The 22,102-nt window shown below is 54.3% G+C and carries 21 protein-coding genes; 7 read left to right on the top strand and 14 right to left on the bottom strand.

Annotation, left to right across the window (positions count from 1 at the left end; translation table 11 throughout):
- Positions 1-155: 155 nt before the first annotated feature.
- Both F556_RS34255 and F556_RS0116365 read right to left on the bottom strand, forming a co-directional pair.
- Positions 156-1,661 (bottom strand): xylulokinase, encoded by a 1,506-nt coding sequence (locus F556_RS34255; RefSeq protein ID WP_020618062.1) that lies wholly within the window; start codon positions 1,659-1,661, stop codon positions 156-158.
- 15 nt (positions 1,662-1,676) lie between these two features.
- Positions 1,677-2,723, bottom strand: a complete 1,047-nt coding sequence (locus tag F556_RS0116365; protein ID WP_020618061.1) for an alcohol dehydrogenase catalytic domain-containing protein — start codon at positions 2,721-2,723, stop codon at positions 1,677-1,679.
- Positions 2,724-2,902: 179 nt separating this feature from the next.
- On the opposite strand from F556_RS0116365, the gene F556_RS34250 reads away from it, so the two are divergent.
- Positions 2,903-3,691 (top strand): DeoR/GlpR family DNA-binding transcription regulator, encoded by a 789-nt coding sequence (locus F556_RS34250; protein WP_020618060.1) that lies wholly within the window; start codon positions 2,903-2,905, stop codon positions 3,689-3,691.
- 18 nt (positions 3,692-3,709) lie between these two features.
- Here F556_RS34250 and F556_RS0116355 read toward each other — a convergent pair whose 3' ends face one another.
- From F556_RS0116355 to F556_RS0116345, 4 genes are all read right to left on the bottom strand, one after another.
- Positions 3,710-4,738 carry a Gfo/Idh/MocA family oxidoreductase gene (locus tag F556_RS0116355; protein ID WP_020618059.1) on the bottom strand — a complete coding sequence of 343 codons (1,029 nt, stop codon included), beginning with the start codon at positions 4,736-4,738 and terminating at the stop codon, positions 3,710-3,712.
- Positions 4,739-4,846: 108 nt separating this feature from the next.
- Positions 4,847-5,404, bottom strand: coding sequence for a hypothetical protein (locus F556_RS38815; protein ID WP_157272787.1), 558 nt, complete (start codon positions 5,402-5,404; stop codon positions 4,847-4,849).
- A 51-nt stretch (positions 5,405-5,455) separates the two neighbouring features.
- Entirely contained in the window at positions 5,456-5,734 is a 279-nt protein-coding gene (locus F556_RS0116350) for a DUF2277 domain-containing protein (protein ID WP_020618058.1), read from the bottom strand.
- A gap of 40 nt (positions 5,735-5,774) precedes the next feature.
- Complete coding sequence (locus tag F556_RS0116345) at positions 5,775-7,913, bottom strand: ABC transporter transmembrane domain-containing protein (RefSeq protein WP_157272786.1); 2,139 nt, start codon at positions 7,911-7,913, stop codon at positions 5,775-5,777.
- A gap of 168 nt (positions 7,914-8,081) precedes the next feature.
- On the opposite strand from F556_RS0116345, the gene F556_RS0116340 reads away from it, so the two are divergent.
- Positions 8,082-8,273: a helix-turn-helix transcriptional regulator gene (locus F556_RS0116340; RefSeq protein WP_020618056.1), complete on the top strand. Its 192-nt coding sequence runs from the start codon at positions 8,082-8,084 to the stop codon at positions 8,271-8,273.
- Between the two features lie 4 nt (positions 8,274-8,277).
- Positions 8,278-8,667 (top strand): DUF2178 domain-containing protein, encoded by a 390-nt coding sequence (locus tag F556_RS37795; RefSeq protein WP_020618055.1) that lies wholly within the window; start codon positions 8,278-8,280, stop codon positions 8,665-8,667.
- A 248-nt stretch (positions 8,668-8,915) separates the two neighbouring features.
- Here the strand turns inward: F556_RS37795 and rpmG are convergent, their stop codons facing one another.
- The 6 genes from rpmG to F556_RS0116305 form a co-directional block, all read right to left on the bottom strand.
- A complete protein-coding gene (gene rpmG / locus F556_RS0116330; RefSeq protein ID WP_020618054.1) occupies positions 8,916-9,065 on the bottom strand; it encodes a 50S ribosomal protein L33 in 150 nt (49 codons plus the stop codon).
- On the bottom strand, positions 9,062-10,291 hold the full coding sequence (locus F556_RS0116325; protein ID WP_020618053.1) for a GTP-binding protein: 1,230 nt from the start codon (positions 10,289-10,291) through the stop codon (positions 9,062-9,064). Before F556_RS0116325 ends, rpmG begins: the two co-directional genes overlap by 4 nt.
- Before the next feature lie 161 nt (positions 10,292-10,452).
- Entirely contained in the window at positions 10,453-12,315 is a 1,863-nt protein-coding gene (locus tag F556_RS0116320) for an ABC transporter ATP-binding protein (protein WP_020618052.1), read from the bottom strand.
- Entirely contained in the window at positions 12,290-14,053 is a 1,764-nt protein-coding gene (locus tag F556_RS0116315) for an ABC transporter ATP-binding protein (protein ID WP_020618051.1), read from the bottom strand. The genes F556_RS0116320 and F556_RS0116315 overlap by 26 nt, the downstream gene beginning before the upstream one ends.
- A 5-nt stretch (positions 14,054-14,058) precedes the next feature.
- Positions 14,059-14,487, bottom strand: a complete 429-nt coding sequence (locus tag F556_RS0116310) for a MarR family winged helix-turn-helix transcriptional regulator (RefSeq protein ID WP_020618050.1) — start codon at positions 14,485-14,487, stop codon at positions 14,059-14,061.
- 114 nt (positions 14,488-14,601) lie between these two features.
- Positions 14,602-16,140: a hypothetical protein gene (locus F556_RS0116305; RefSeq protein WP_020618049.1), complete on the bottom strand. Its 1,539-nt coding sequence runs from the start codon at positions 16,138-16,140 to the stop codon at positions 14,602-14,604.
- A 131-nt stretch (positions 16,141-16,271) separates the two neighbouring features.
- Here F556_RS0116305 and F556_RS0116300 point away from each other — a divergent pair, with 131 nt between their 5' ends.
- Positions 16,272-17,096 carry a DUF6612 family protein gene (locus tag F556_RS0116300; protein ID WP_020618048.1) on the top strand — a complete coding sequence of 275 codons (825 nt, stop codon included), beginning with the start codon at positions 16,272-16,274 and terminating at the stop codon, positions 17,094-17,096.
- A gap of 205 nt (positions 17,097-17,301) precedes the next feature.
- Here the strand turns inward: F556_RS0116300 and F556_RS0116295 are convergent, their stop codons facing one another.
- On the bottom strand, positions 17,302-17,649 hold the full coding sequence (locus tag F556_RS0116295; protein WP_026297333.1) for a low molecular weight protein tyrosine phosphatase family protein: 348 nt from the start codon (positions 17,647-17,649) through the stop codon (positions 17,302-17,304).
- 696 nt (positions 17,650-18,345) lie between these two features.
- A complete protein-coding gene (locus F556_RS0116290) occupies positions 18,346-19,827 on the bottom strand; it encodes a DEAD/DEAH box helicase (protein ID WP_020618046.1) in 1,482 nt (493 codons plus the stop codon).
- Positions 19,828-20,011: 184 nt separating this feature from the next.
- Here F556_RS0116290 and F556_RS0116285 point away from each other — a divergent pair, with 184 nt between their 5' ends.
- From F556_RS0116285 to F556_RS0116275, 3 genes are read left to right on the top strand one after another with little or no spacing between them, the layout of a single operon-like run.
- Positions 20,012-20,389, top strand: a complete 378-nt coding sequence (locus tag F556_RS0116285) for a GntR family transcriptional regulator (RefSeq protein WP_020618045.1) — start codon at positions 20,012-20,014, stop codon at positions 20,387-20,389.
- On the top strand, positions 20,386-21,270 hold the full coding sequence (locus F556_RS0116280) for an ATP-binding cassette domain-containing protein (RefSeq protein WP_020618044.1): 885 nt from the start codon (positions 20,386-20,388) through the stop codon (positions 21,268-21,270). Before F556_RS0116285 ends, F556_RS0116280 begins: the two co-directional genes overlap by 4 nt.
- A complete protein-coding gene (locus F556_RS0116275) occupies positions 21,267-22,004 on the top strand; it encodes a hypothetical protein (protein ID WP_020618043.1) in 738 nt (245 codons plus the stop codon). Before F556_RS0116280 ends, F556_RS0116275 begins: the two co-directional genes overlap by 4 nt.
- The last annotated feature ends 98 nt before the right edge of the window (positions 22,005-22,102 follow it).

Raw genomic sequence — 22,102 nt, 5'->3', positions numbered from 1 at the left:
AGGGCAATCACATTAAACGTCGTTTGTTGTCGCACAGGTCGCTTGTCGCAGCACGTAGCTTGTAGCAGAACCGTCGTTTGTCGCTTGTGCACATCACTCGTCGCCTCACACGTTCTGTGGCTTGTGCACGTGCGATAGAGTCATCGTTTGCAAAGCTACGCCATACGCCGGTACAAGTCCGCGAGGCCATCCACGGCGAGGCGGTATCGGGCAGCAGCCCGGTCGTAGGTTGCCCGGTTGGCGGGATTCGGCTCGTAGCTGTGCTCGCGGATGGTCCACGACTCGGCGGCATCTGCCAGATCCGTATGGAGGCCGACCGCATAGCCGGCAATCAGCGCACTTCCCAGCAGTGCGGTCTCCTGCTGCCCGACGGTGCGGAGCGGGATGCCTAGCACATCGGCCTTGATGCAGTTGAATACCTCCGCCTGCGAACCACCGCCCGTGCAGAGGATCTCCGACTGATTCAGCGGGCCAGCCAGCTCTGCAGCAGCAGCGGCGTAATGCTTGTATTCATAGGCGATGGATTCCATCATGGCACGGTACAAGGCTCCCTTGCCGTGTCCCCAGTGCAATCCGAGCCACCCGCCGCGCAGCATCTCGTCGGCCGGACAGACCCTGCCGCTGAGATGGGGAATGAAGAGCAGGCCGTCGGAGCCGGGAGCCGTGGCCGCAGCCAGCTCGTTCAGTTGGCTGTACGTGAGGCCCTCCCCCACGCCAGCCCACTGCTCCCGGTACCAGGACAAGCACTGACCACCGCCGCCGACATAGGCAAGTGGAGCCCATAGTCCCGGAACAGCGGATCGGGCATAGATCAACGTCCTCCCTGTCACATCCGGCCGATACCGGTCCACCGCGCAGGCGAGGACCGAGGCTGTACCCGCGATGTCCAGCAACTGGCCGCTCCGCACAAGCCCCGCTCCAAGCGCCGAAGCAGCCGTATCGCCGCAGCCTGCCACAATCGGTGTCCCCTGCCTCAGCCCCAATTCTTGTGCCCATGCAGCAGTCAGACTGCCGATGATATCCCACGGTCTGACGATATTCGGCAGCTTGCCCCGCTCCATTCCGAATGCCGTCAGCAGCGTCTCCGACCAGTCGCCTGCCTGTCCATCCGCAAAGCCGGAGAAATGCAGATGCGTCTCATCGATGAAAGCCTGCTCCGCCCGGAGACCCGCCAATACGCCAGCGACATAAGCGCTGGGTACGACGAATTTGGCGATGCGGCTGTAGGTTTCCGGACGTTCTCGCCGCCACCAGAGCTTCTTCGCGCCATGGGCTATGGAGACCGGGGCACCGGTAATGGCCATGATCTCCGATTCCCCCCAGGCACGCAGCTCCGGCAGCATCGCGCCGCAGCGGGTATCCAGCCAGGAATCATAAGGTGTGACTGGCTCCCAGGCTTCATTAATTCCGAGGATGCCCGCCATCTGTCCATCCAGAGCAATCGCGGCCACTTCGACAGAGCGGCTGCCAATGCGCTGCAGCACCTCACGCATTCCCTCCGTCACCGAGCGCACGAGATCCGCAGGGTCCTGCTCCACCGTGCCGCCAGCTCCATGCAGCAGCTTGGACGGACGAAAGCTGCTGCCAGCTATTGTGCCGTCCGCACGGACAAGCGCCACCTTGGTGCCTTGTGTCCCGATATCCGCAGTCAAGACAAGCATGCTTTTTCCTCCCCGCTAGTCGAACGATATCAACGTCTTAATTCCCTGTGAGCTCATCGCATGTGCCAGTGCCTCATCGAATTGATCAATTGAATATGTCTGCGAGATGAGCGGCGCAGCATCAATCAATCCGCTTGCCAGAAACTGCAGCGTCTGCCGAAAATGCGCGGTATTCGCCTTGGTTGAGCCAGTCACCATCAGCTGCTTGTAATGGATCGCGTTGGTGTTGAGGCTAACCTGCTCCGATGCCTTGGGCAACCCGCCAAAAAAATTGATGCGGCCGTTCAACGCGCTTAACTCCACAGCTTGGCGCTGCGACTCTGGTGAAGGGTTGGCAGTTACGCACACATCGACGCCCCGTCCGCCGGTGAGCTCACCAATCCGCATCTCCAAGTCCGCGACAGGAATCGTTAGTAGTGCGGGGTCGATCGTGTTGGCCAACTCCAGCCGACCTAAGGAACGGTTAGCCAGGAACACCCGACCTGCTCCAGCACGCCTGGCCAGTTGAGCATAGAGAATGCCGATGGTGCCAGCTCCCAGAATCAGCACATCGTCACCCAGACGGATCGGACATTGCAAAATGCCGTTGTACACACAAGAAAGTGGTTCGGCCAGCACAGCCGCCTCAAAGCTCACTCCCTCCGGCAATATGGCAACATTGCCGCTGCGCACCGCCTGCTCCGGGATCCGCACATACTCGGCGAAAGCACCGTCCAATTGAACGCCGAGTGCACGATAATCCGGGCACAGATGCGTATCGCCGCGAACGCACCTATCGCAAATACCGCAGCCCATGTTGGGAGCGACTGCCACGTGATCACCAGGAGCGTACCCGCTGACACGGGTCCCGACTGCCTCAATGATCCCGCTCATCTCATGGCCCAGCACCCGCGGCGTCTCCTCACTGACACCCGGTACGCCATTGCGAATCATCCGTAGATCCGTTCCACAGATGCCGGCACGCTTGACTCGGAGCAGCAGCTCGTGATCGCCGATTTCCGGCCGGGAGCGCTTGACCAGTCGCACATTTTGAATGCCGGCCATTTCTGCCGCTATCATCATGAGCCTCTCTCCTTCTGATGTTTATTGTTCTTTATTGTCATATTGTGATTATATGTTAACGTTTTTAGATTGTAAATGATTATTTAATATCGCTTGATATCTATTGTCTTCAAACAACAACAAATGATATAATTCATCTAACAGTAGTGCTAATACGGATGGGAATAGGAGCTTGCCTTATGGATAGAACTACGGATCCGCTGTTTGCAGAAGAACGCAAGGCAGCTATCGTCAACTGGGTGAATGAGAAGAAGAAAGTGCTCGTGCCCGATCTTATAACCCGCTTCAATGTATCCCCGGCAACCATTCGGGGTGACCTGAGGGATCTTGAGGCGGCCGGCTTGATCAAACGGACGCACGGCGGCGCCATTCCGAGCGATTATGGCAAAGTGGGCTTTGAAGCGGATCATCAGAGCAAACATGTGAGCGACCTCAAGGAAAAACGTGAAATCGCGCAAACCGCTGCCAAGCTGATTGATGACGGAGATATCATCATTCTGGATACAGGCACGACAACGCTGGAGCTGGCTCGGCTATTGCGTGATCGACGCAATCTCACTGTCATCGTCAACGATTTGGAGATCGCCCGTTGTCTGGAGCCGTATGAAGGTGTCCAGGTCGTGCTCATCGGCGGCAGCCTGCGCAAGAGCTTTCACTGTACCGTCGGCCCGTTTGCAACCAACATGCTGGCTGAGCTGAATGTCGATAAGGTCTTTCTCGGCACCAACGCCTTTAGCGCGACCAAGGGCTGCACCACCCCGGACATTCATCAGGCGGAGCTCAAGAAAATGATGGTGCAGGTCGCCACTCAGACCTTCGTGCTATGCGACAGCAGCAAGCTTGGCAAAAATTCGTTCGTCCAGTTTGCCGCCCCGGAACAGATTGACCTGCTGATTACTGACAGCCGGATCACGCCGGAGCAGAGCGCCGAACTGAATGAAGCGGATATAGAACTAACCCTCGCCTAGTCGGCGAGGGTTGTTTTTTTATATTTTCCCCAGACGGATGACGCCGCCTTCGCTCAGGGAACGATTGCCCGCCTCTACGACACGGACCGCCATTTTCCCGTCCAAGCCCGTGACCCGAGGCTCGCGGTCTTCCAGAATACAGTCCACAAAATCGCAATCCTCGGCCCAATAAGCCTCCTTGTATAGCGAACGCCAGCTGTTCATGAACGGCCGGTGCAGATGCTTGTCTCTCGTGGCTGTCAGAATCGTCCGCTCATGTGTCTGCCCCAGGAAGATCACCCCCTCTGTTCCCAGAATCTCAACCCGGCTATCGTAGCCGTACTGCACGCCCATCGCGCCGTCCATGCTGCCCGACTTGCCGTCTGCAAAACGGACTGTAAGTGCTACATTGTCATAAAAATCAGGGTATTCCTCTGCGATCTCGCGGCACCGGTAGTTGCCGCCTACAGCGTAGAGCTCCGTTATCTCCGAACCAGCGAACCAGCGCAAGGCGTCAATATCATGGCTGCCGACCTCTGCCAGCGCACCGTTGCTTTTGCGAATATCGTACATCCACGGTTGGGGCGTACTCGGCCCTCTCGTTAATGATTTGACCAATACAACCTCTCCGATCAATCCTTCGTCAATCTGGCGTTTTGCAGTCACGAAGCTCTCGTCGAACCGACGCATGAATGCCAGCTGGAGCTTGACACCTGCTGCCTTACAAGCCGCAATCATGTCATCGCATTCGCTCTCGTTCATTGCCATTGGCTTCTCGCAAAGCACGTGCTTGCCTGCCGCCGCAGCAGCCAGTACGATCTCGCGGTGATAAACGGTTGGTGTTACGACGACGACTGCGTCCACGGTCTCATCTGCCAGTGCTTCCCGATAATCCGTATACACTTGCTCGACGTCAAGTTCTTTGGCGGCCCGCTCGGCGGTCTCCCGGTTCGGATCGACAATGGCACGCAAGGACGCCCGAGGGATGCTCCTGCAAAAATTCATCGCATGGATCATTCCCGCTCTGCCTGCGCCAATGATACAAATACCCAGCTTGCCCTGCTTCATCGTTTACCTCCAATATATTATCATTTAGTATCATATATAATTATATTTTGTTATTTAATGAAGTGTCAACAAAGGATTCCATAACTAAGTCATCTTGTCGAGTGATTGTCAGAGACGTTTATGCCTGGCTCTGACGGCAGACGACAAGCGGAGCGACTTGCAGACCAAATAGAGGAACAAAGGTGCGTTACAGCAGACAACCAGCGGCTTGCAGACCAAATAGAGGAACAAAGGTGCGTTACAGCAGACAATCAACGGCTTGCAGACCAAATAGAGGAATAAAGGTGTGTTACAGCAGACGACCAACGGCTTGCCGGGCAAATAGAGGAACAAAGGTGCGCTACAGCAGATGACCGACGGCTTGCCGGGCAAATAGAGGAACAAAGGTGCGCTACAGCAGTCCACCAACGGGTTGCAGACCAAATAGAGGAACAAAGGTGCGTTACAGCAGACAATCAACGGGTTGCAGACCAAATAGAGGAACAAAGGTGCGTTACAGCAGACAATCAACGGGTTGCAGACCAAATAGAGGAACAAAGGTGCGTTACAGCAGACAATCAACGGGTTGCAGACCAAATAGAGGAACAAAGGTGTGCTACAGCAGTCAACCAACGACAAAAAAGAGACCATCTCAAAAGATGGTCCCCACACTAGCAATCCTGTCATTATCCGCCGTCATGCGACGTATTTCCCGGGCAATTAGCCTCCGTAATGCCGTTATTGCCGGGAATCGCCAAAGCGTTTCTGTGAACGCTCGCGCGCGCGCTGTGCTTCGATTTCCCGATCACGTGGCGCTGCCGGTGTGACCATCGCATCCAGCAGCTTGTGTGCCGCTGCGCTCACCTCCAGAACTGCAGCATCAAAAGCCTCTTCATTGGCCTTGGAGGGCTTCGTAAAACCTGATATCTTGCGAACAAATTGCAAAGCGGCAGCTTGAATTTCCTCATCGGTCGCGGGAGGATCAAAATTAAACAATGGCTTGATATTGCGGCACATAGGTCCACGCTCCTTTTATTGTTCTCATGCTTCATTATGGTCAAGACATCCGCTCTTCCAGACTCTTCTCGAGAGCTGCCTTAAGCTGTGGGTAATCCAAAGTCAGCCGTTCAAACGACTCTCGCCGCATGGACAGCAGCGTCGCTGCTCCAAGCGCTCGCACCGTTGCCGTCCGCGGGATGTCGCGGAGCAATGCAATCTCGCCGAAGTGATCCCCGTCCTGCAGCACGGCGACTCGCTGATCATTCGTACCGATTCGCTTGACCACTTCAAAGCGGCCACGGACAATCATGTAGAAGGCATCGCCCTCCTCGCCCTCCACTACAATGGGCTCGCCCTCCCTGCAGGCGCGACTCTCGAACCGCTCCGCTACATCGTTCAGCAACGACTCATCCATGTCCGCGAAGAAAGGCAACCGGGATAATCTCTGACCATCGACTCGCGCATTATGGCCATCCGACGAGATATGGAAGCCGTGCTGCTTGGCCCACAGCTCGGCATATAATCCTCCCTTGGCTACTAAAGCATCATGCGTTCCGGATTCGGCAATTTGTCCTTCATGGAAGACATGGATAACATCAGCCCGTACAACGGAAGCCAACCGGTGAGTCACGGAAACGATCGTATGTCGTCCCCGGATACTCTCCAGCAACGCATTGATCTCTGCTTCGGAAGCCGGATCAAGCGCCGATGTCACTTCGTCCAGCATTAGCAACGCTGGTTGACGGATCAATGCCCGCGCCAGGGCAATGCGCTGTCTTTCCCCGCCTGAGAGTGACCCGCCCTCGTGCTCAATCATTGTATCGTAGCCATCAGGCCGCCGCATAATGGCGTCGTGAATACGCGCGGCCTTGGCCGCTTCGATCATCTCTTCGTCGTCAATGCTTTCGCGATCCAGGATAAGATTGTCCCGAATCGTTGTATTGAAGAGAAACGTTTCCTGTGTAACCAAGACGGCTAATCGCCGGAACGACGCCTCGCTTAGCTCCCGAAGATCCCTGCCATCCAGCAGCACGCGTCCCTGCTGCGGATCATAGAATCGCGAGAGGAGCTGAAGCGCCGTGCTTTTGCCCGAGCCGCTAGGTCCAACCAGAGCTACATAACTGCCAGCTGCAACCTGAAGGCTGGTCTCGCGGAGCTGTAGGGTCTCTGACGTATAGCCGAAGCTGACCCCTTGCATAGACAGAGTCTGAAAAGTTTCCCCAACATCCGGTGCTTGTGGTAATTCCGGTACATCCGGTTCATATTGCAGCACTTCGTTGATTCGACGGATGCTTATGCTCGACTCAATCAAGGCAGGAATGAGATAAGCCAGATTCGAGCCCGATTGTCCGACCATCATGAATAATGTGAAGAAGGCAATAAAATCGCCAACCGTGATGGCATCCTGGAATATCAGCCAACCGCCAAACCCGATCATCAAACCGTTCACCAATAACAAAGCTGCCAGCGGCAGACGCTCCATCAACGAGCTGGTCATATGCAGTCTCAGGCCGGACCGAAACAGCTCGCCGATCTGACCGCCCGCCAGGATACGGAATCGCTGCTGCTGATGCAAGCCTTTGATCGTTTTATGGCCTTTGACCATCTCATCTATGGTATTGGAGAATCGTTCCTGCGTCTCCTTATAGCTGGCATGCGCTTCCTCCGCCCGCCGCTGAACGAATCGTGGCAATATAAACATGAGCGTGGAGCAAGCGAGTACGAGCAGCGTCAGTTGCCAGTCAAGCAAGAACAACAACGTCAAACCGAAGAGTACGCTCAGCAATTCCTTGAGAAACATCGGCGCTGTTCCCCGGATGACTCGCTCCACGCCCCCCATATCCGACGCAAATCGCGTCACCAAATCCCCCACGCGATACCTGGAATAGAACGGCAGCGACTGTTTCTGAATATGGGTGAACAGCTCGTTCCGCATGGCTCGTGCTGCTCGTCCGCTTACATGACCCAGTGCATACTCGCTCAGCGCCCCCGCACTCAGATTGAGGATCCCGCCGACCAGCAGCACCAGCAGAATGATCCAGAACACCTGCAGATCGCGGGGCTCAAACGCCTCGTCAACCAGAAACTTAAGACTGAGCGGGGCAGCCGCCATATAGGCAACCTCCACCAGTATGCATACAGCAAAAACACCGCACATCAGCTTGTACGGCAACATGTAACGCCAGATCATCCTCATGACCGCCACAACACATCAATTCCTCTCTATTGCTTAAGAGTAGCTCAGTTGGGATAACGTGTAAATATTCAAATTGCAACGTAAAGGAAACTTGACATACGGAACACAACAAAGTAAAGTTTACTTTACAGTAAAAAGCGCTAGATGTTGGCCGACGGGGAGGCACATGTGAAAAATAAGATTAGGGAGCTTCGCGTGGCGCGCGGCTGGACCCAGGATGATTTGGCTGAGCAACTGGAAGTGTCCAGGCAAACTGTCATTTCATTGGAGAAAGGCCGATACAACCCCTCACTTTCCCTTGCATTCAAGCTGGGTAGACTGTTCAACGCGCGAATTGAAGACTTGTTTATAGAGGAGTGATGATATGAAGCACCTGCGGGAAGGCCGCAACAATAGACGGTTGTTTTTGATTACAGGTAGCCTTGTTACGTTATGCGCCATCTATATAAATTACGAACCATTGATGAATGGAGAGTTCCCCCTGTCCATGCTCCTGCTGGCAGTGGGTTGCAATCAGTTGCTGATGGCTTATGTAGCACCGCACATTTTCCCAAAAGACGAACGATCCAAAAATATTAGCACCAAAAGTACACACGTTACCTTTTTTGCTTTGGTGGGTATGATGTTGGTTTTACTTATTGTAAATGGGGCCGATGCTTCACGGCTAGATGGCACACAGGTGCTCCATGTGTTGACAGCAACGCTCCTCCTTGCCATTCCGGGAAGTATGATTTTCTTCTCCAAACGGATGTAGATCACAGAATTACAGGCTATTGAAAAAAAAACACCTACAATCACGGATCGATCTTCCGATCGCTGTTGTCCCCAGATTTCTTTGATTTTTCCCCTTTTAGGGGTGAAATCCGGGGACAAAGGCGAACGCTTTGCTTCTCCAGATTCGATTCCGTGCCTCTTCGGCCTTTTTTCAACAGCATGAGAATTTCCACTTACGTAAAAAAGCTGCCCATCGACTGAGTCACGATAGGCAGCCTTTATTAACTTTTAGCGAGTTTCCCGGTGCAGCGTTACTTTCTTCAGGCGTGGACTGTATTTGCGCATCTCCAGGCGTTCGGGATGGTTACGCTTGTTCTTGGTCGTCGTGTAGTTGCGGTCGCCGCACTCCGTGCAGGCCAGCGTGATCGTTACTCTCATTGCAGCACCTCCTCTCGTAGTTGCTCCTCGAGCTGCACCTCTGTCTGGTTAGGGAACGGATCCTCCAGGATGGACCAATCCGGCACACCCATCTCCGTGTCTGTCAACAAACAGCGATCCAGCTCGTCTGTCAACGCTCCGCGGTCCAAGGCCAGCCCGATCAGCACCACCTTGTTGATGCGATCGCCGTGAACCGGATGCCAGCTCTCCGCCAGCTCCGGGTTCTCCTGCAGCATCATCGTTTGCTCGGCTTCAGGCAGCGCAGCCACCCACATCCCGGCGGGACCGAACTGGATTGAAGGACCAGCCTGGCTCATGCTCTGCGCCATATCTGGACGGGTAGCGAGCCAGACGATGCCCTTGGCCCGCACGACCTCCTCCGGCCAGTCACTCATCCAGGCCATGAGACGCTCTGGATGGAACGGACGTGACCGCTCATAGACAAACGACGTAATGCCGTATTCCTCTGTCTCCGGCGTATGCCCTTCGCTCTCCATCTCGCGAATCCAGCCTGCAGAACGGCTCGCCTCATCGAAATCAAACAAACCCGTGTTTAGAATATCCGATGGCGAAATCCGGCCATACGACGTCCGGATGAACCGGGCTCGCGGTTGCAGCGCTCGCAGTACTTTCTCCAGATTGTCCAACTCCTGCTCCCCGACCCGGTCGCACTTGTTGAGTACTAGCACATCGCAGAACTCGATCTGGTCGATTAAGAGGTCAACGACTTCCCGGGTATCATCCTCACCCACTGCCTGCTTGCGGTCCATCAGCGACTCGCCTGAAGCATAATCGTGCCAGAAGCGATAAGCATCGACAACCGTCACCATACTATCCAGTCTGCAGAACTGCGTCAGATCGATGCCCTGCGTCTCATCAATGTAGGAGAATGTCTGTGCCACAGGTACCGGCTCGCCGACGCCTGTGGATTCGATCAGTATGTAATCGAACCGGCCATCCTGCGCCAAGCGTTCCACTTCCCGGAGCAGATCCTCCCGGAGCGTGCAGCAGATGCACCCATTCGACATCTCGACCAGCTTCTCATCGGTGCGGGACAGCCCGCCGCCATTTTCGATTAGCTCGGCATCAATGTTCACTTCGCTGAGATCATTTACAATGACAGCCACGCGCAGTCCGTCCCGGTTGTTCAATACATGGTTGAGCAGCGTGGTCTTGCCAGCGCCAAGATAACCACTCAGCACAGTAACGGGTATTTTGTTAATCATAATAGGAGCACCTCGGTTTGTGTATTTAATCGTAATAATAACTATTACTAATTAATTTGTCAACTGCTTACCTTTACCCCAGACTAATCTGCATGCCAAAGAGGGTGTCCCTCGTCATCTGAGATAACGGTGGGACACCCCTCTGCAAGACATTGGCCCTATTACGGGTTAGGCTGAATTTCAAGGTTTCGAAACTGGTTGTGGACCATCTCATGATAGTACCCTTGCTCTGCCAACAGCTCCTCATGACTGCCCTGCTCAGCCACGCTGCCACCCTCCAGGACGATGATCGTGTCGGCATCCCGGATCGTACTGAGGCGATGAGCAATGATGAACGTGGTGCGGTTCTTCATGACGGCAAGCAGCGCCTCCTGAATATGCAGCTCGGTTCGGGTATCAATGCTGCTCGTTGCTTCGTCAAGAATAAGGATCGGCGGGTCAGCTAGAATAACGCGTGCGATCGCCAGTAATTGGCGTTGCCCCTGACTAAGATTGCCGCCATTCTCGGTCAGCAGCGTATCGTAGCCGTCCTTCAACCGCCGGATGAATACGTCCGCATTGGCCAACCGGGCTGCAGCCTCGACTTCTTCGGCTGTGGCATCGGGCTTGCCGTACATAATATTGTCTCTGATTGTGCCGGAGAACAAATACGTATCCTGGAGCACGATACCGAAGCTGCTGCGCACCTGGTCACGGGCGTAGTCCCTTAAATCCTGGCCATCGAGCAAAATACGACCGCCGGTCACGTCATAGAAACGCGTTAACAGATTGATGATCGTCGTCTTACCGGCCCCTGTTGGACCAACCAAAGCTGTACTGCTGCCCGGAGCCGCTTCGAAGCTGACATCGCTGATAATTGGCACGTCCTCGCGGTAACCGAAGCTGACACCCTCGAACACCACATGACCGCGTGGTTTATCCAGCGGATGCGGATCAGGACGGTCCGCCGTCTCCTCTGCCTCATCCAATACCTCAAAAGCTCGCTCGGCACCCGCGACCCCTGCCTGCAGCACATTGTAAATCTGCGCAATTTCGTTGAGCGGCCGCACGAACTGACGGGAATAACCCACGAAGCTGGCGATGACGCCGACGGTAATCATATTGTTTACGGCGAGTACCCCACCTGTGAGCGCGATTGCAGCAAAACCGATATTATTGATAACACTGAGCAGCGGCATCATGAAACCCGACCAGATGCCAGCCTTTACAGCTGCCGAATACAACCGGTTATTCACGACTTCGAAATCCTGAATCGACCGCTCCTCATGATTGAAGGCCTTGACCACCTCCTGGCCGCTGATCGTCTCCTCAATGTGACCATTCAGCTGACCCAGCTGCGCCTGCTGTTCCTTGAACATGATGCTGGTCCGCTTCGTAATCGTCCGAGCCAGCAGATAGACCAGCGGTACCGTGATGAGCGCAGCCAGCGTAAGCAAGGGGCTCAGGATCAGCATCATGACAAGCGACCCGAAGATCGCGATGACTCCGCTCATAAGCTGAATCGTGGATTGGGAGATCGTTGTGCTGACGTTATCAATATCATTGGTCAGGCGACTCATTACTTCTCCGTGCGAACGGCTGTCAAAATAGGACAGCGGCAGCTTCTGCAGCTTGGCAAACAGGGATTGCCTCAGTCGCATAACGATTCGCTGCGATAACCCGGCCAGCATCCAGCCCTGGACCAGTGTGAAGCCCGCCTCGCTAAGATAGGCTGCGCCGAGCGCGATGACCAGCAGATAGAGCAGCCGCATATCACCCAAGCCGATGGCATCAATTGATTTACCGATCAGAAGCGGACCCAGCACGGTAATCGCGGCTTGCAGAATGACCAGCACGGCGATGAAGCCGAGCCCCCTTCGCTCCCCGCTCACCTCGCCCCATAGTCGGCGGATCGTCTGTCCAAAGGCCTTCGGTTTTGCAACCGGCGCACCACGGCCCGGACCGCCGCCAATCCTGCCGGGGCGGTGCTGCATTGGCGGCGGCGCAGACGCTGCGGAACTATCCGTTTGAGATGCCTTGGACATACGCATCCAGCTCCTTTCCAATCTGCGACTTGTAAATCTCCTGGTACACTTCACAATCCCGCAGCAGCGTCTTGTGCGTTCCCGTGCCCACGACCTCCCCGACATCCAGTACCACGATCTGGTCTGCATCCATAACGGAAGTAATGCGCTGGGCAATCATCAGGCAGGTCATCCCTTGTGCGTACTCGCGCAGCCCTTCCTTAATTCGGGACTCGGTCGTCGTATCCAGTGCACTGGTACAGTCGTCCAAAATGAGGATACGTGGCTTGCGGATCAACGCCCGTGCAATCGCAATCCGCTGCTTCTGGCCGCCTGAGAGATTAACGCCGCGCTGACCGAGCCGGGATTCGTAGCCCTCAGGGAGCGCCGCGATGAAATCATGAGCCTGCGCAAGCCGGGCAGCTTCCTCTACTTCAGCCTGCGTAGCATCCTCCCGCCCCCAGCGGATATTGTCCAGGATACTCCCGGAGAAGAGCATCGTTTTCTGGGGTACGATGGCAATCTGCTCCCGCAGTGTGGCCGGATCGATACGGCTAACGTCAATTCCATCCATCCGAACTCTACCGCTACTCGCATCGTAGAAACGGGGGATGAGCTGCGCAAGCGTGCTTTTACCCGAGCCTGTCGAGCCAATGATACTGACCGTCTGCCCAGGCAGGCAGGTGAACGAAACACCACGGAGGACAGGCAGCCCCGTCGTGTCGGGATAGGAAAAATCGACCTGCTCAAAGTCGATCCGTCCGCTGGCCTCTTTTCCTAGCTGCTCTCCCCCACCCAGTTGGTCTCCCATCCCACTCGTCCGGGCGAATACCTCATTAATTCTCGACGTTCCCGCCCGTGCGCGCACAAACATATTGAACACCATCGATACCATCATCAAAGCAAACAAAATCTGCGTCATGTAATTAATAAATGCCACCAACTCCCCTACCTGCGTAGAAGAATTCCCATTATTGATCCATGAGCCGCCGACCCACAAAATGGCGACAACCGCCAGATTTACCGTCAGCATAATTAGAGGATTGAAGATCGCCATGGTCAGCATGGCCTGTACTGAGACGTGCCGTTGTTCTTCGTTCGTCTTTTGAAAGCGTTCTACTTCATGGGTAAAACGATTGAACGCCTTAACCACACGTACGCCTCCCAAATACTCGCGAACTGCGCTGTTGATACGGTCGAGGGACTGCTGTACTTTCATATACCGTTTGAATCCGATTCGCATGCTGATAATGACCAGCACCGCAACAATCGGCACGACCAGTCCCAGCACGACTGCCAGCCCGGCATTGAGCCGAATCGCCAAGATTAATGCGCCAATGCCCAGCATCGGTGCCTTGACGAATATTCGCATCAAACCTCCGACAAAATTCTGGACGATCGTAATGTCATTGGTCATCCGCGTAATGAGCGAAGCCCGTTCGAACCTATTCATTTCCTGAAAGGAGAGCGATTGAATCTTGCGAAATAAATCGGACCTCAACTCTGTGCCAAAGCGCTGGGATACGAGCACGGCCAAAACATTGCGCATACTCGCAGCTATCGCCCCCACAGCGGTGATGATCAGCATGATGCCGCCAAGCCGGAGCACCTCATCCATATCCCGATTCGCCACACCGCGGTCAATAATCATTGCCAGCAGTGTCGGCATCATTAAATCTGCGGCAGCCTCCAGCATCAGGAAAAAGATCGCCAGCGAGAAGCCTTTCCAGTACTTGCGGATATACTTGCCGTAAGGCATACTTGTCATTCTCCTCCCTGGATCTGATCGGCCAACCGCTGCATCAGGCGGGCAAGCTGCTCCCGTTCTTCCGGCTCCAGCTTGTTAAACGGCTCAGCCAGTGAATCCAGCCAGTGTTTTTCGGTTTGCGCAATGACGCTGTGACCTTCTTCTGTTAGCCGAATCAACTTAACGCGCGCATCGGCGGGGTCCTGCTGCCGGACCAGGTATCCTTGCTTCTCCAAGCGGTCCAGCATCTGCGACATCGTACTGGCCCGTACGTCCAGCCGCTCTGCCAGCTGTCCGATCGTGCTGCCGCCGCTGCGCTTGAGATGGCGCATCAGCAGCCATTGGACACGGGTCACCGGTTGCTGATTCCCTTCAAAAACGGACGAACGCAGATGACGGTTCACCCTCTGCAGGTGAGCGACAAACTGCTCCATTTCACTATGCACCGCTACTCCTCCTGTCCCGCTCTATCCTCTACAATAATTATATTATATAGCTAACCTAAATATTTGAGAAGTTTATTTTAGATCCGTGATCGCAGGCTTTCTTTTGACAGATGCTCAGGATTGCCGAAATAGCTCACGGTCCACATACCGCAGTTTGGTCAGTAGCTGTAGGATGGGATCCCGGCCCACAGAAATGCGAAGCGCAGCCTCTGTACCGTCTTTGGCACTGACTGCGTTCATGCGAAATGTGTCAAAGCCAAAGCTACCACCCGATATAAAGTGACTCCGCCCGGGAGCCGCCGCCACAAAATCATCTATCCGCCGCTGTACTTGCTCCTCTGTCTTGCATTCCGGCAGCCGGACATAAGCGATGGATCCTCGCCAAGCCTCGCCTTCCAGAAGATAGGTCTCGCCTATCGGCACAGAACCCTGGTAATGCTCGATTGTCCCCTGCCTCAGCTGATAGTCCAGAAAGCTACTGAGCAGGGCCGCGTTACGGTTAACACGTGCGAGTCTTGCAGTAAGCCGATTCAACTCAGGCTCTGGCAGCTGACGGGCTGTGAGCGGGGAAGCCCCTGCATCCAGCAGCGCCAACAGGTCAATCCAGCGTTGACGCTCCTGCTGATCAGCAAGACGCGAACCGCTACTCGCCAAGAAGCCGGCATTGGTCAAATCCATTCCATACTGCAGATATTTGATCGTGCTCTCGATACTGACAACTATAACCTGGCTCGGCAGTATGGAAGCGTAACGCGTGAGCAGAGGATTGGCGATTCCGGTCAGTGTCCGATCGACGATGAGGTAGAGTGGTTCTGGTCGACGGTACTGGCTAACCCGTTTCATTAGTTCCTCCAGATCGATAGCAGGTCTGGCCGGCCAGCTCATCCCTGGATCCAACAGCAACCCGCCTACGGGCTCGCCGCTTTCCAGTACGTCATATATCGCCTGGGGCGTCAGCTCCTGCGCCTCATCTATCACCAGTTTTGCCAGGTCAGTCCCTTCACCGTAGAACCCCTCCTGGATATAGAACGGACGTCCAGCGCGATCTTGCTTGCATGCAAACAAGGCCAGCTCTAGTGCTTTCATTCCGGACTTGGTCAAGAACCCGAGACTGGAAGCATCCGATGAAACGTCGAGACCATACCAATCGCGCAGTGCCAATGCCTCATAGGCCTTGACGGCTTCGCTGCCGTAGCTGCGTTCGTACGTATTTTCCTCCGTCTGCGCAAAACCGAGCTCGCTTGTTTCCTGTGTAGTCGTACCCAGACGCTTGCACGGCGACTGCCAGTCACTGCCCTCAATAACGGCTCCCAGTTGTTTGTACAGCATGCGAATTTCATACTTCGTTGCCAGGAAACTATCCAAATCACAACCTAGCGGGTCGGCTGCACATGTTTGTTGACGATCTTCGAGCTGTTCCAGGTGGGTGCGAAAAACCCCACTCAGCTCTCGCTCTAAAGGTCGGTCCGGATAGGTGCGCGCGAATAGATCCAGCTTGTGCTTGACTCCGTCCAGCAGCCATCGCAACTCCTCCACATCGTCGATTCGTTCTTGAAGCTCCTGGTCCAGCCATTCCTTACCAGACGCAGGAATGTCCGCCGCCAGCCAATTCGTCCAATCCACATCGGTGTGCACAGCAGTTGTCTGCTTCATGATCGGGAGCCTCCTCTGCTCGAATTCTCAGTTCTTTGTAGTTACCCGCAACCCCACTAAGTCAAGCAAGATGGAAATGAGGGATCATATATGGCATAATTTAAGTATCACACAATCGAACGGAGGTTATGATGATCAAACGAAATGCGTGGCTGGCTACCGCCGCATTATCACTACTGCTTCTCGTGGGCTGCAGCAATACGGCCGTTCTTGATCCTCAGGAGGAAATGGAAGCACTTGTAGATCGGATTACAGAGGCTAGCAGTTCGGTGGATAGTTACTCGTCCAGGAATACAGCCGAGCAGGAATTTACGATGTATAAAGATGGTGAGGTACTGAGCACGGAAAAAAACTTTATTTCCAGCCAAGCTGAATTCACCAGAGAACCAGCGGCGTTTTATGAGGCAAGGGATACCAATCATCACACAACGGGAGAAACGTCAAACACTTTAAGTTATGTGACAGAGGAAGGCTACTTTATGAACATCTCGGGGGACTGGATCAAACTTCCCGACGACCGACAGAAGCATGCTCTAATGTCAAGTGAAGCCAATCATGGCCCGCTTGTTCAATTTCATCGATTCAGGGATTATGCTGAGAACGTTCAATTGACGGAGGAAGACGATCACTATATCCTTAGGCTTGAGCTAACCGGTGAGCAGGTTCAAGGGGGAAAGACGAATTTGGATGAATCGGCTCTGAATCATCTTGGAATGACAGACACCATGACAATCAGCTATGTTGTGAACAAAGCGGATGATTTGCCGAGCCGAATTGAATTAGAAAGCGAATACACGGTAAAGCTAGACGACATCGTTCATTTACGAAAAGTTTCCGAGAGCTTCGATATCACCTACAATCAAGCACCACCCATTCACCTTCCGCCCGAAGCAATCGAAAACGCCGTTCCAGTGAATAGTGTCGGAAAAGAAGTGACACCAGAGGTGACCGACTAAGCTTGATCCATGTAGAGCGAAAAACCACCCATTGTAGAGCGTAAAAACCACCCATTCGTCATTTGACGAATACGGGTGGTTTTGTCTTGTAGTAGCTGGCTCGCTCGAATGGATGCTGTTGAACTTGCTGAATATCGTCTCCGCCGTTAGACTGCGCCACTTTGCTGCTGTACACGTCATCCCCGTGTAATAGACTGGCGTTTCGTCAGCATGGACTGAAGTCTTCGGGCAGTTCAATGAACTCCGCGACACCCGCCGCAAGCAGACTAATCAGTTCCTCATCCATGTACGGGTACACATCTGGAATATCCATCCGCACAATCCGCTTGCCGATGAGTGCCTGCGGATAGCGCTGTTCCAGCCGCTGCCGATGTCGCTTCTCCATGACAAAGATCAGATCGGCCCAGCCGAGCAGGCCTTCTGTCACTTTAATGCGAGCCCCCTGCTCCGTTCCCGCCGAACGCACATCGATCCCCGGCAGCTTGTTGCTGAAGATCGTCTCCGCTGTCAGACTACGCCACTTGTTGCGGCTGCACACGAACAATACTTTAATCAACGAACGCTCCCTCCGTGTCTTACACTCTAGTTAATACTTGCTTCTGCCACGCCACCCCCTGCTGTGCTAACGAAACGACAGAACGCTATTCCGGCAAAATGAGGCAAGTGCACGCGCTAAAGAAACGTCATCGTCTTATTGGTGCAAAAACCTGCCAAAAGCGAGCAAATCCGCAATATAAGACTAACCAGTTTCGTCCAGAGCCTCTCATTTCGCCAAATGAGGGGTAAATAGCGTTACCCCGTTTCGTTAGAGGGGGAGCCTGCGATCCAGTTGTACTGAAACGTCGGAGTATAGGTCCCAAATGATCAACTATCCTCGCTAGTGCCCAGCACGGTGCTACTCCCCACGACCAGCTACCTCTAACGAAAGTTTTTTTACTTAGAGCGCCCGAGCCGTACCAATCGACCGCTTCAGCGAAAGTTTCTTTACTTAGAGCGACCCGAGCCGCACCAAACGACCGCTTCAGCGAAAGTTTCTTTACTTACAGCAGCCTATCTGCACCAAACAACCGCTCCAACGAAAGTTTCTTTACTTAGAGTAACCAATCCGCACCAAACAACCGCTCCAGCGAAAGTTTCTTTACTTAGAGCGACCAATCCGCGGCGCAACAACCGACGCTCACCAGACGCGAAGAAGCCAGCCCAGGCCTACGCCCAGACTGGCCACACCTGCGAGCACTTGCGCCCTCGCTTAAGCCTCCGCGCCAGAGCGGCGCTGGCCGGGGCGGCTGCCCTGCCCCTGGCTGCCTTGGCGCTGGCCGCCGCCACCGTTGCTGCCGCTCGTACGCGCCTGCGGCGAGCGTCCCCCGCCCGCGGTGCCTTGGCCCGCTCCGCCACGGCCGCGGCGCTGGCCACCGCCTGCAGACGGCTGGCCTTGCTTCGCCGACCGGCCGCCGGAAGCTCCTGCCTCGCGCCCGCCGCCGCTGCGCTCGCCGGAGCGGCGGTTGCGGCTAGAGCCGTCATCCCGCTTGCGAGCAGGTGCACCGCTCACTTCCGCCTCTGCCTTGCTCGCCGCGAGCTGCGCCGCTGACGTAATCTGCATCGGGTACGGATGATCCGTCACCTCCGGAATCGTCTTGCGGATCAGCTTTTGAATGTCCTTCAGATACGGCAGCTCCTCGAATTCACAGAACGAAATCGCAACGCCGCTCATGCCATTACGGCCCGTCCGACCGATTCGATGAACGTAGGTCTCCGAAATATTCGGCAGATTGAAGTTGATGACATGGGACAGGTCTTCAATATCGATTCCGCGCGCAGCAATATCCGTTGCAACCAGAACCCGAGTGGTACCATTCTTGAAGTTGTTAAGCGCGTTTTGGCGTGCATTCTGTGATTTGTTACCGTGAATGGCCTGCGCAGTTACTCCGACCCGAGCAAGTAAACGCGCCACGCGGTCTGCTCCGTGCTTGGTCCGAGTAAAGACAAGCGCCGAAGCAATGGAAGCATCCTGCATCAAATCGCCAAGGAGCTTCTGCTTGTTAGCCTTATCTACCAAATAGATAGACTGCTCAATCCGATCTACGGTGGAGGAGACCGGCGTAATCTCTACTTTGACCGGGTCTGTCAGCAGACTGTTCACCAGTCGAGTAATCTCAGGCGGCATAGTTGCCGAGAAGAATAACGTCTGACGTTCCTTCGGCATCGCGGCAATAATCTTTTTCACATCGTTGATGAAGCCCATATCCAGCATCCGGTCCGCTTCGTCCAGCACCAGGATGCGCACATGGCTCAGATTGACCAGCTTCTGGTTGAGCAAATCGATCAATCGGCCAGGTGTAGCTATGAGAATGTCCGCTCCCCGCTGCAGGTCCAGCTCCTGGGCACGCTGGGAGACTCCACCAACAATGCCCACGCAGCGAATAGCCGTATATCGGCTGTAGGCATCAATATTCTCTTTGATCTGCAGCGCCAGCTCGCGCGTTGGTGTGAGAATCAGCGAGAGAATCTGTTTTTTGCCACCACTCTTAGCCCGCTGCTCGTGCAGCCGCTGCACGATTGGCAGCGAGAACGCCGCAGTTTTTCCAGTACCCGTCTGGGCACAGCCAAACACATCCCGGCCCGCCAACACAGCAGGAATCGCCTGCTCTTGAATAGGGGTGGGATTTGTATATTCTTCTTCATTCAAGGCCTTTAGTATCGGTGCAATCAATTGCAGTTCTTGAAAAGTCATAATTTCTCCTTTAGGTGTACGTTCTGCTTTTTACTCCTACGTATCATAACACAGTCCCGTCGTTTACGCTTGACAATCAGGCAATTCAGGCAGGCGCCCTCTTGACAATGCACACGACCACACTTATAGTTATATACATGACTATATAACCATAACACAAACAACCAAGGGAGGTGAGGTCCAGATGAGCCAGAGCTTTGACGACAGCAAACCGATTTTTCTGCAAATTAAGGAACGCATTGAGAACCAAATCGTCAGCGAGCAGCTGCAAGCCCATGAGCAAATCCCATCCACGACACAGCTTGTGAGCTTTTACAAAATTAATCACCTTACGGTTGCCAAGGGGATCAACCTTCTAGCCGACGAAGGGATTATTTATAAGAAACGGGGTGTAGGCATGTTTGTAGCCGAGGATGCGCGCGAGCGGCTGCTCGTCCAGCGCAAGGAGAAATTCGTAGAGACGTATGTTAGGCCCATGCTCGATGAGGCTCGCAATCTGGGCATCTCACCAAACGAGCTGAAGCAAATACTCGATCAATCGAAAGGAAGTGAGCCATCATGACCGTCCCTATCCATCTGGACCGTGTGTCCTACCGCTATGACAGGAGAAGCACAGCCATCCGGAACATTTCGCTGGAGCTTCCTGGGCCTCGGATTTACGGCTTGATTGGCCGCAATGGCGCCGGCAAATCCACCCTGCTCTCTCTACTGGCCTCCTACACAGAGCCTGATGAAGGGCGAGTGACGATTGATGGCGAAGCACCGTTTGAGAATACCCGGATCATGCCCATGGTGGTGTTCGCTCACCAGACTGACTATTCGAATGAAACCGATCATGTCAAAGCTCTTCTGGAATCGGCTGCTCGGTACCGACCCAATTTTGATATGGCTTATGCAGAGCAACTGGCCAAACGATTCAAGCTTCCGATGAAAACAGTAGCCAGCAAGCTCTCCAGCGGCAAGCAGTCGGCGCTGAACGCCACGCTGGCCTTGGCAGCACGGGCCCCCATTACAATCTTTGATGAAACGTATGTAGGCATGGATGCGCCGGCTCGCGAGATATTCTACCGGGAGGTTATGGAGGATTATGAGCGGCATCCGCGCACGATCATTCTCTCCACCCATCTGGTTTCGGAGATGGATTATCTGTTCGAGGATGTGATCATTATTCACCAAGGTAAACTTCTACTGCACGAACCGATTGATCAACTGCTGGAACGCGGCGTCTCCGTGACAGGTCCTGCTGCAGCGGTAGATGCCTTCGCAGCACCGCTGCGTCAGCTCAGCACCCAGCAGCTCGGCGGTACGAAGTCCGTCATGGTGTATGGCACGCTATCCGAAGAACAGCATCAGCAGGGCCGCACGGCGGGATTGGAGATCGGACATGTGTCGCTGCAAGAGCTGTTTATTCATCTGACAGAAGAGGAGGAAGAGCCCTCATGAGCCAATCTCAGACAAGTAAAGTCATCAAGGACATGACATTATGGCAATTAACCTGGTCTTTGTATCTTCTGGGCGGCGTGATCATTTTCTTTTTTGGTCTGCGTTACTTCGCCAGCGAAGCAACATTTCTAAACCTCAGAGACGATTCATTTATGAACCGCTCCTTTCTGGACTTTACGGTTCAGCCAGGCAGTATATTCATGTTGGTACTCGGCCTGATGTCCGTCTCCGGATTTCTGACGTTCTACGTCAAGCAAGGCATTACGCGGAGATCATACTTTACAGGCGCGGCTGTATCATCCCTGATTGTAGCGGGTGTTGTGACAGCAGCTGGAGCAATCATCCATGTCATTATTAACGCCTTGATGCCGAACATGGAATGGCTGCCTGTCATGGGCTACGAAGGATCAGAACTGGCCGTCTTGCCGCTCATGGTCCTTCAGATGTACTTGTTTTACCTGCTCGGCTGGATTATCAATGGCATGTTCTATCGCTACGGCGTCTTGGCCGGAATGGTGTCCATCGCCGGGTCCGTTATGCTGCTTATCGGCGTTAGTTTTGCTATCAGCCCCAGTGTCGATATGCCCCTGGTGGTCACGGAACGTTTCGATTGGCCTGCGCTCAGCAGTGGGATGTCCTTAGCTGTCAGTCTGCCCCTGCTCGCCCTTGTCTGCGTCATTCTGCTGGCGGTCATGCGGCTGATGACCAAGCGAGTGCGGGTGAAGTTGAAGTAAGCGCCCCTCCCAGTCCTCCTATTCCTGTTTGCGGAATAAGGAGGATTTTTTTGTGGCTACTCTTGTCCAGAAAATGTCCAGAGCGGCGGAGTATGCTT

Source organism: Paenibacillus daejeonensis DSM 15491 (genome assembly GCF_000378385.1).
Classification (GTDB): domain Bacteria; phylum Bacillota; class Bacilli; order Paenibacillales; family Paenibacillaceae; genus Paenibacillus_D; species Paenibacillus_D daejeonensis.
Note: the sequence above shows the minus strand (reverse complement) of the source record. Positions and strands in the feature narration are given on the sequence as shown.

What these genes read in the sequence shown, in the direction of transcription:
- F556_RS0116325 (WP_020618053.1), bottom strand. Translation starts at nt 10,291, where the DNA reads ATGATTAACAAAATACCCGTTACTGTGCTGAGTGGTTATCTTGGCGCT.
- F556_RS0116365 (WP_020618061.1), bottom strand. Translation starts at nt 2,723, where the DNA reads ATGATGATAGCGGCAGAAATGGCCGGCATTCAAAATGTGCGACTGGTC.
- F556_RS0116315 (WP_020618051.1), bottom strand. Translation starts at nt 14,053, where the DNA reads ATGCCTTACGGCAAGTATATCCGCAAGTACTGGAAAGGCTTCTCGCTG.
- F556_RS0116345 (WP_157272786.1), bottom strand. Translation starts at nt 7,913, where the DNA reads ATGAGGATGATCTGGCGTTACATGTTGCCGTACAAGCTGATGTGCGGT.
- F556_RS0116285 (WP_020618045.1), top strand. Translation starts at nt 20,012, where the DNA reads ATGAGCCAGAGCTTTGACGACAGCAAACCGATTTTTCTGCAAATTAAG.
- F556_RS0116300 (WP_020618048.1), top strand. Translation starts at nt 16,272, where the DNA reads ATGATCAAACGAAATGCGTGGCTGGCTACCGCCGCATTATCACTACTG.
- F556_RS37795 (WP_020618055.1), top strand. Translation starts at nt 8,278, where the DNA reads ATGAAGCACCTGCGGGAAGGCCGCAACAATAGACGGTTGTTTTTGATT.
- F556_RS0116355 (WP_020618059.1), bottom strand. Translation starts at nt 4,738, where the DNA reads ATGAAGCAGGGCAAGCTGGGTATTTGTATCATTGGCGCAGGCAGAGCG.
- F556_RS0116305 (WP_020618049.1), bottom strand. Translation starts at nt 16,140, where the DNA reads ATGAAGCAGACAACTGCTGTGCACACCGATGTGGATTGGACGAATTGG.
- F556_RS34250 (WP_020618060.1), top strand. Translation starts at nt 2,903, where the DNA reads ATGGATAGAACTACGGATCCGCTGTTTGCAGAAGAACGCAAGGCAGCT.
- F556_RS34255 (WP_020618062.1), bottom strand. Translation starts at nt 1,661, where the DNA reads ATGCTTGTCTTGACTGCGGATATCGGGACACAAGGCACCAAGGTGGCG.
- F556_RS0116275 (WP_020618043.1), top strand. Translation starts at nt 21,267, where the DNA reads ATGAGCCAATCTCAGACAAGTAAAGTCATCAAGGACATGACATTATGG.
- F556_RS0116290 (WP_020618046.1), bottom strand. Translation starts at nt 19,827, where the DNA reads ATGACTTTTCAAGAACTGCAATTGATTGCACCGATACTAAAGGCCTTG.
- rpmG (WP_020618054.1), bottom strand. Translation starts at nt 9,065, where the DNA reads ATGAGAGTAACGATCACGCTGGCCTGCACGGAGTGCGGCGACCGCAAC.
- F556_RS0116320 (WP_020618052.1), bottom strand. Translation starts at nt 12,315, where the DNA reads ATGTCCAAGGCATCTCAAACGGATAGTTCCGCAGCGTCTGCGCCGCCG.
- F556_RS0116350 (WP_020618058.1), bottom strand. Translation starts at nt 5,734, where the DNA reads ATGTGCCGCAATATCAAGCCATTGTTTAATTTTGATCCTCCCGCGACC.
- F556_RS38815 (WP_157272787.1), bottom strand. Translation starts at nt 5,404, where the DNA reads ATGACAGGATTGCTAGTGTGGGGACCATCTTTTGAGATGGTCTCTTTT.
- F556_RS0116280 (WP_020618044.1), top strand. Translation starts at nt 20,386, where the DNA reads ATGACCGTCCCTATCCATCTGGACCGTGTGTCCTACCGCTATGACAGG.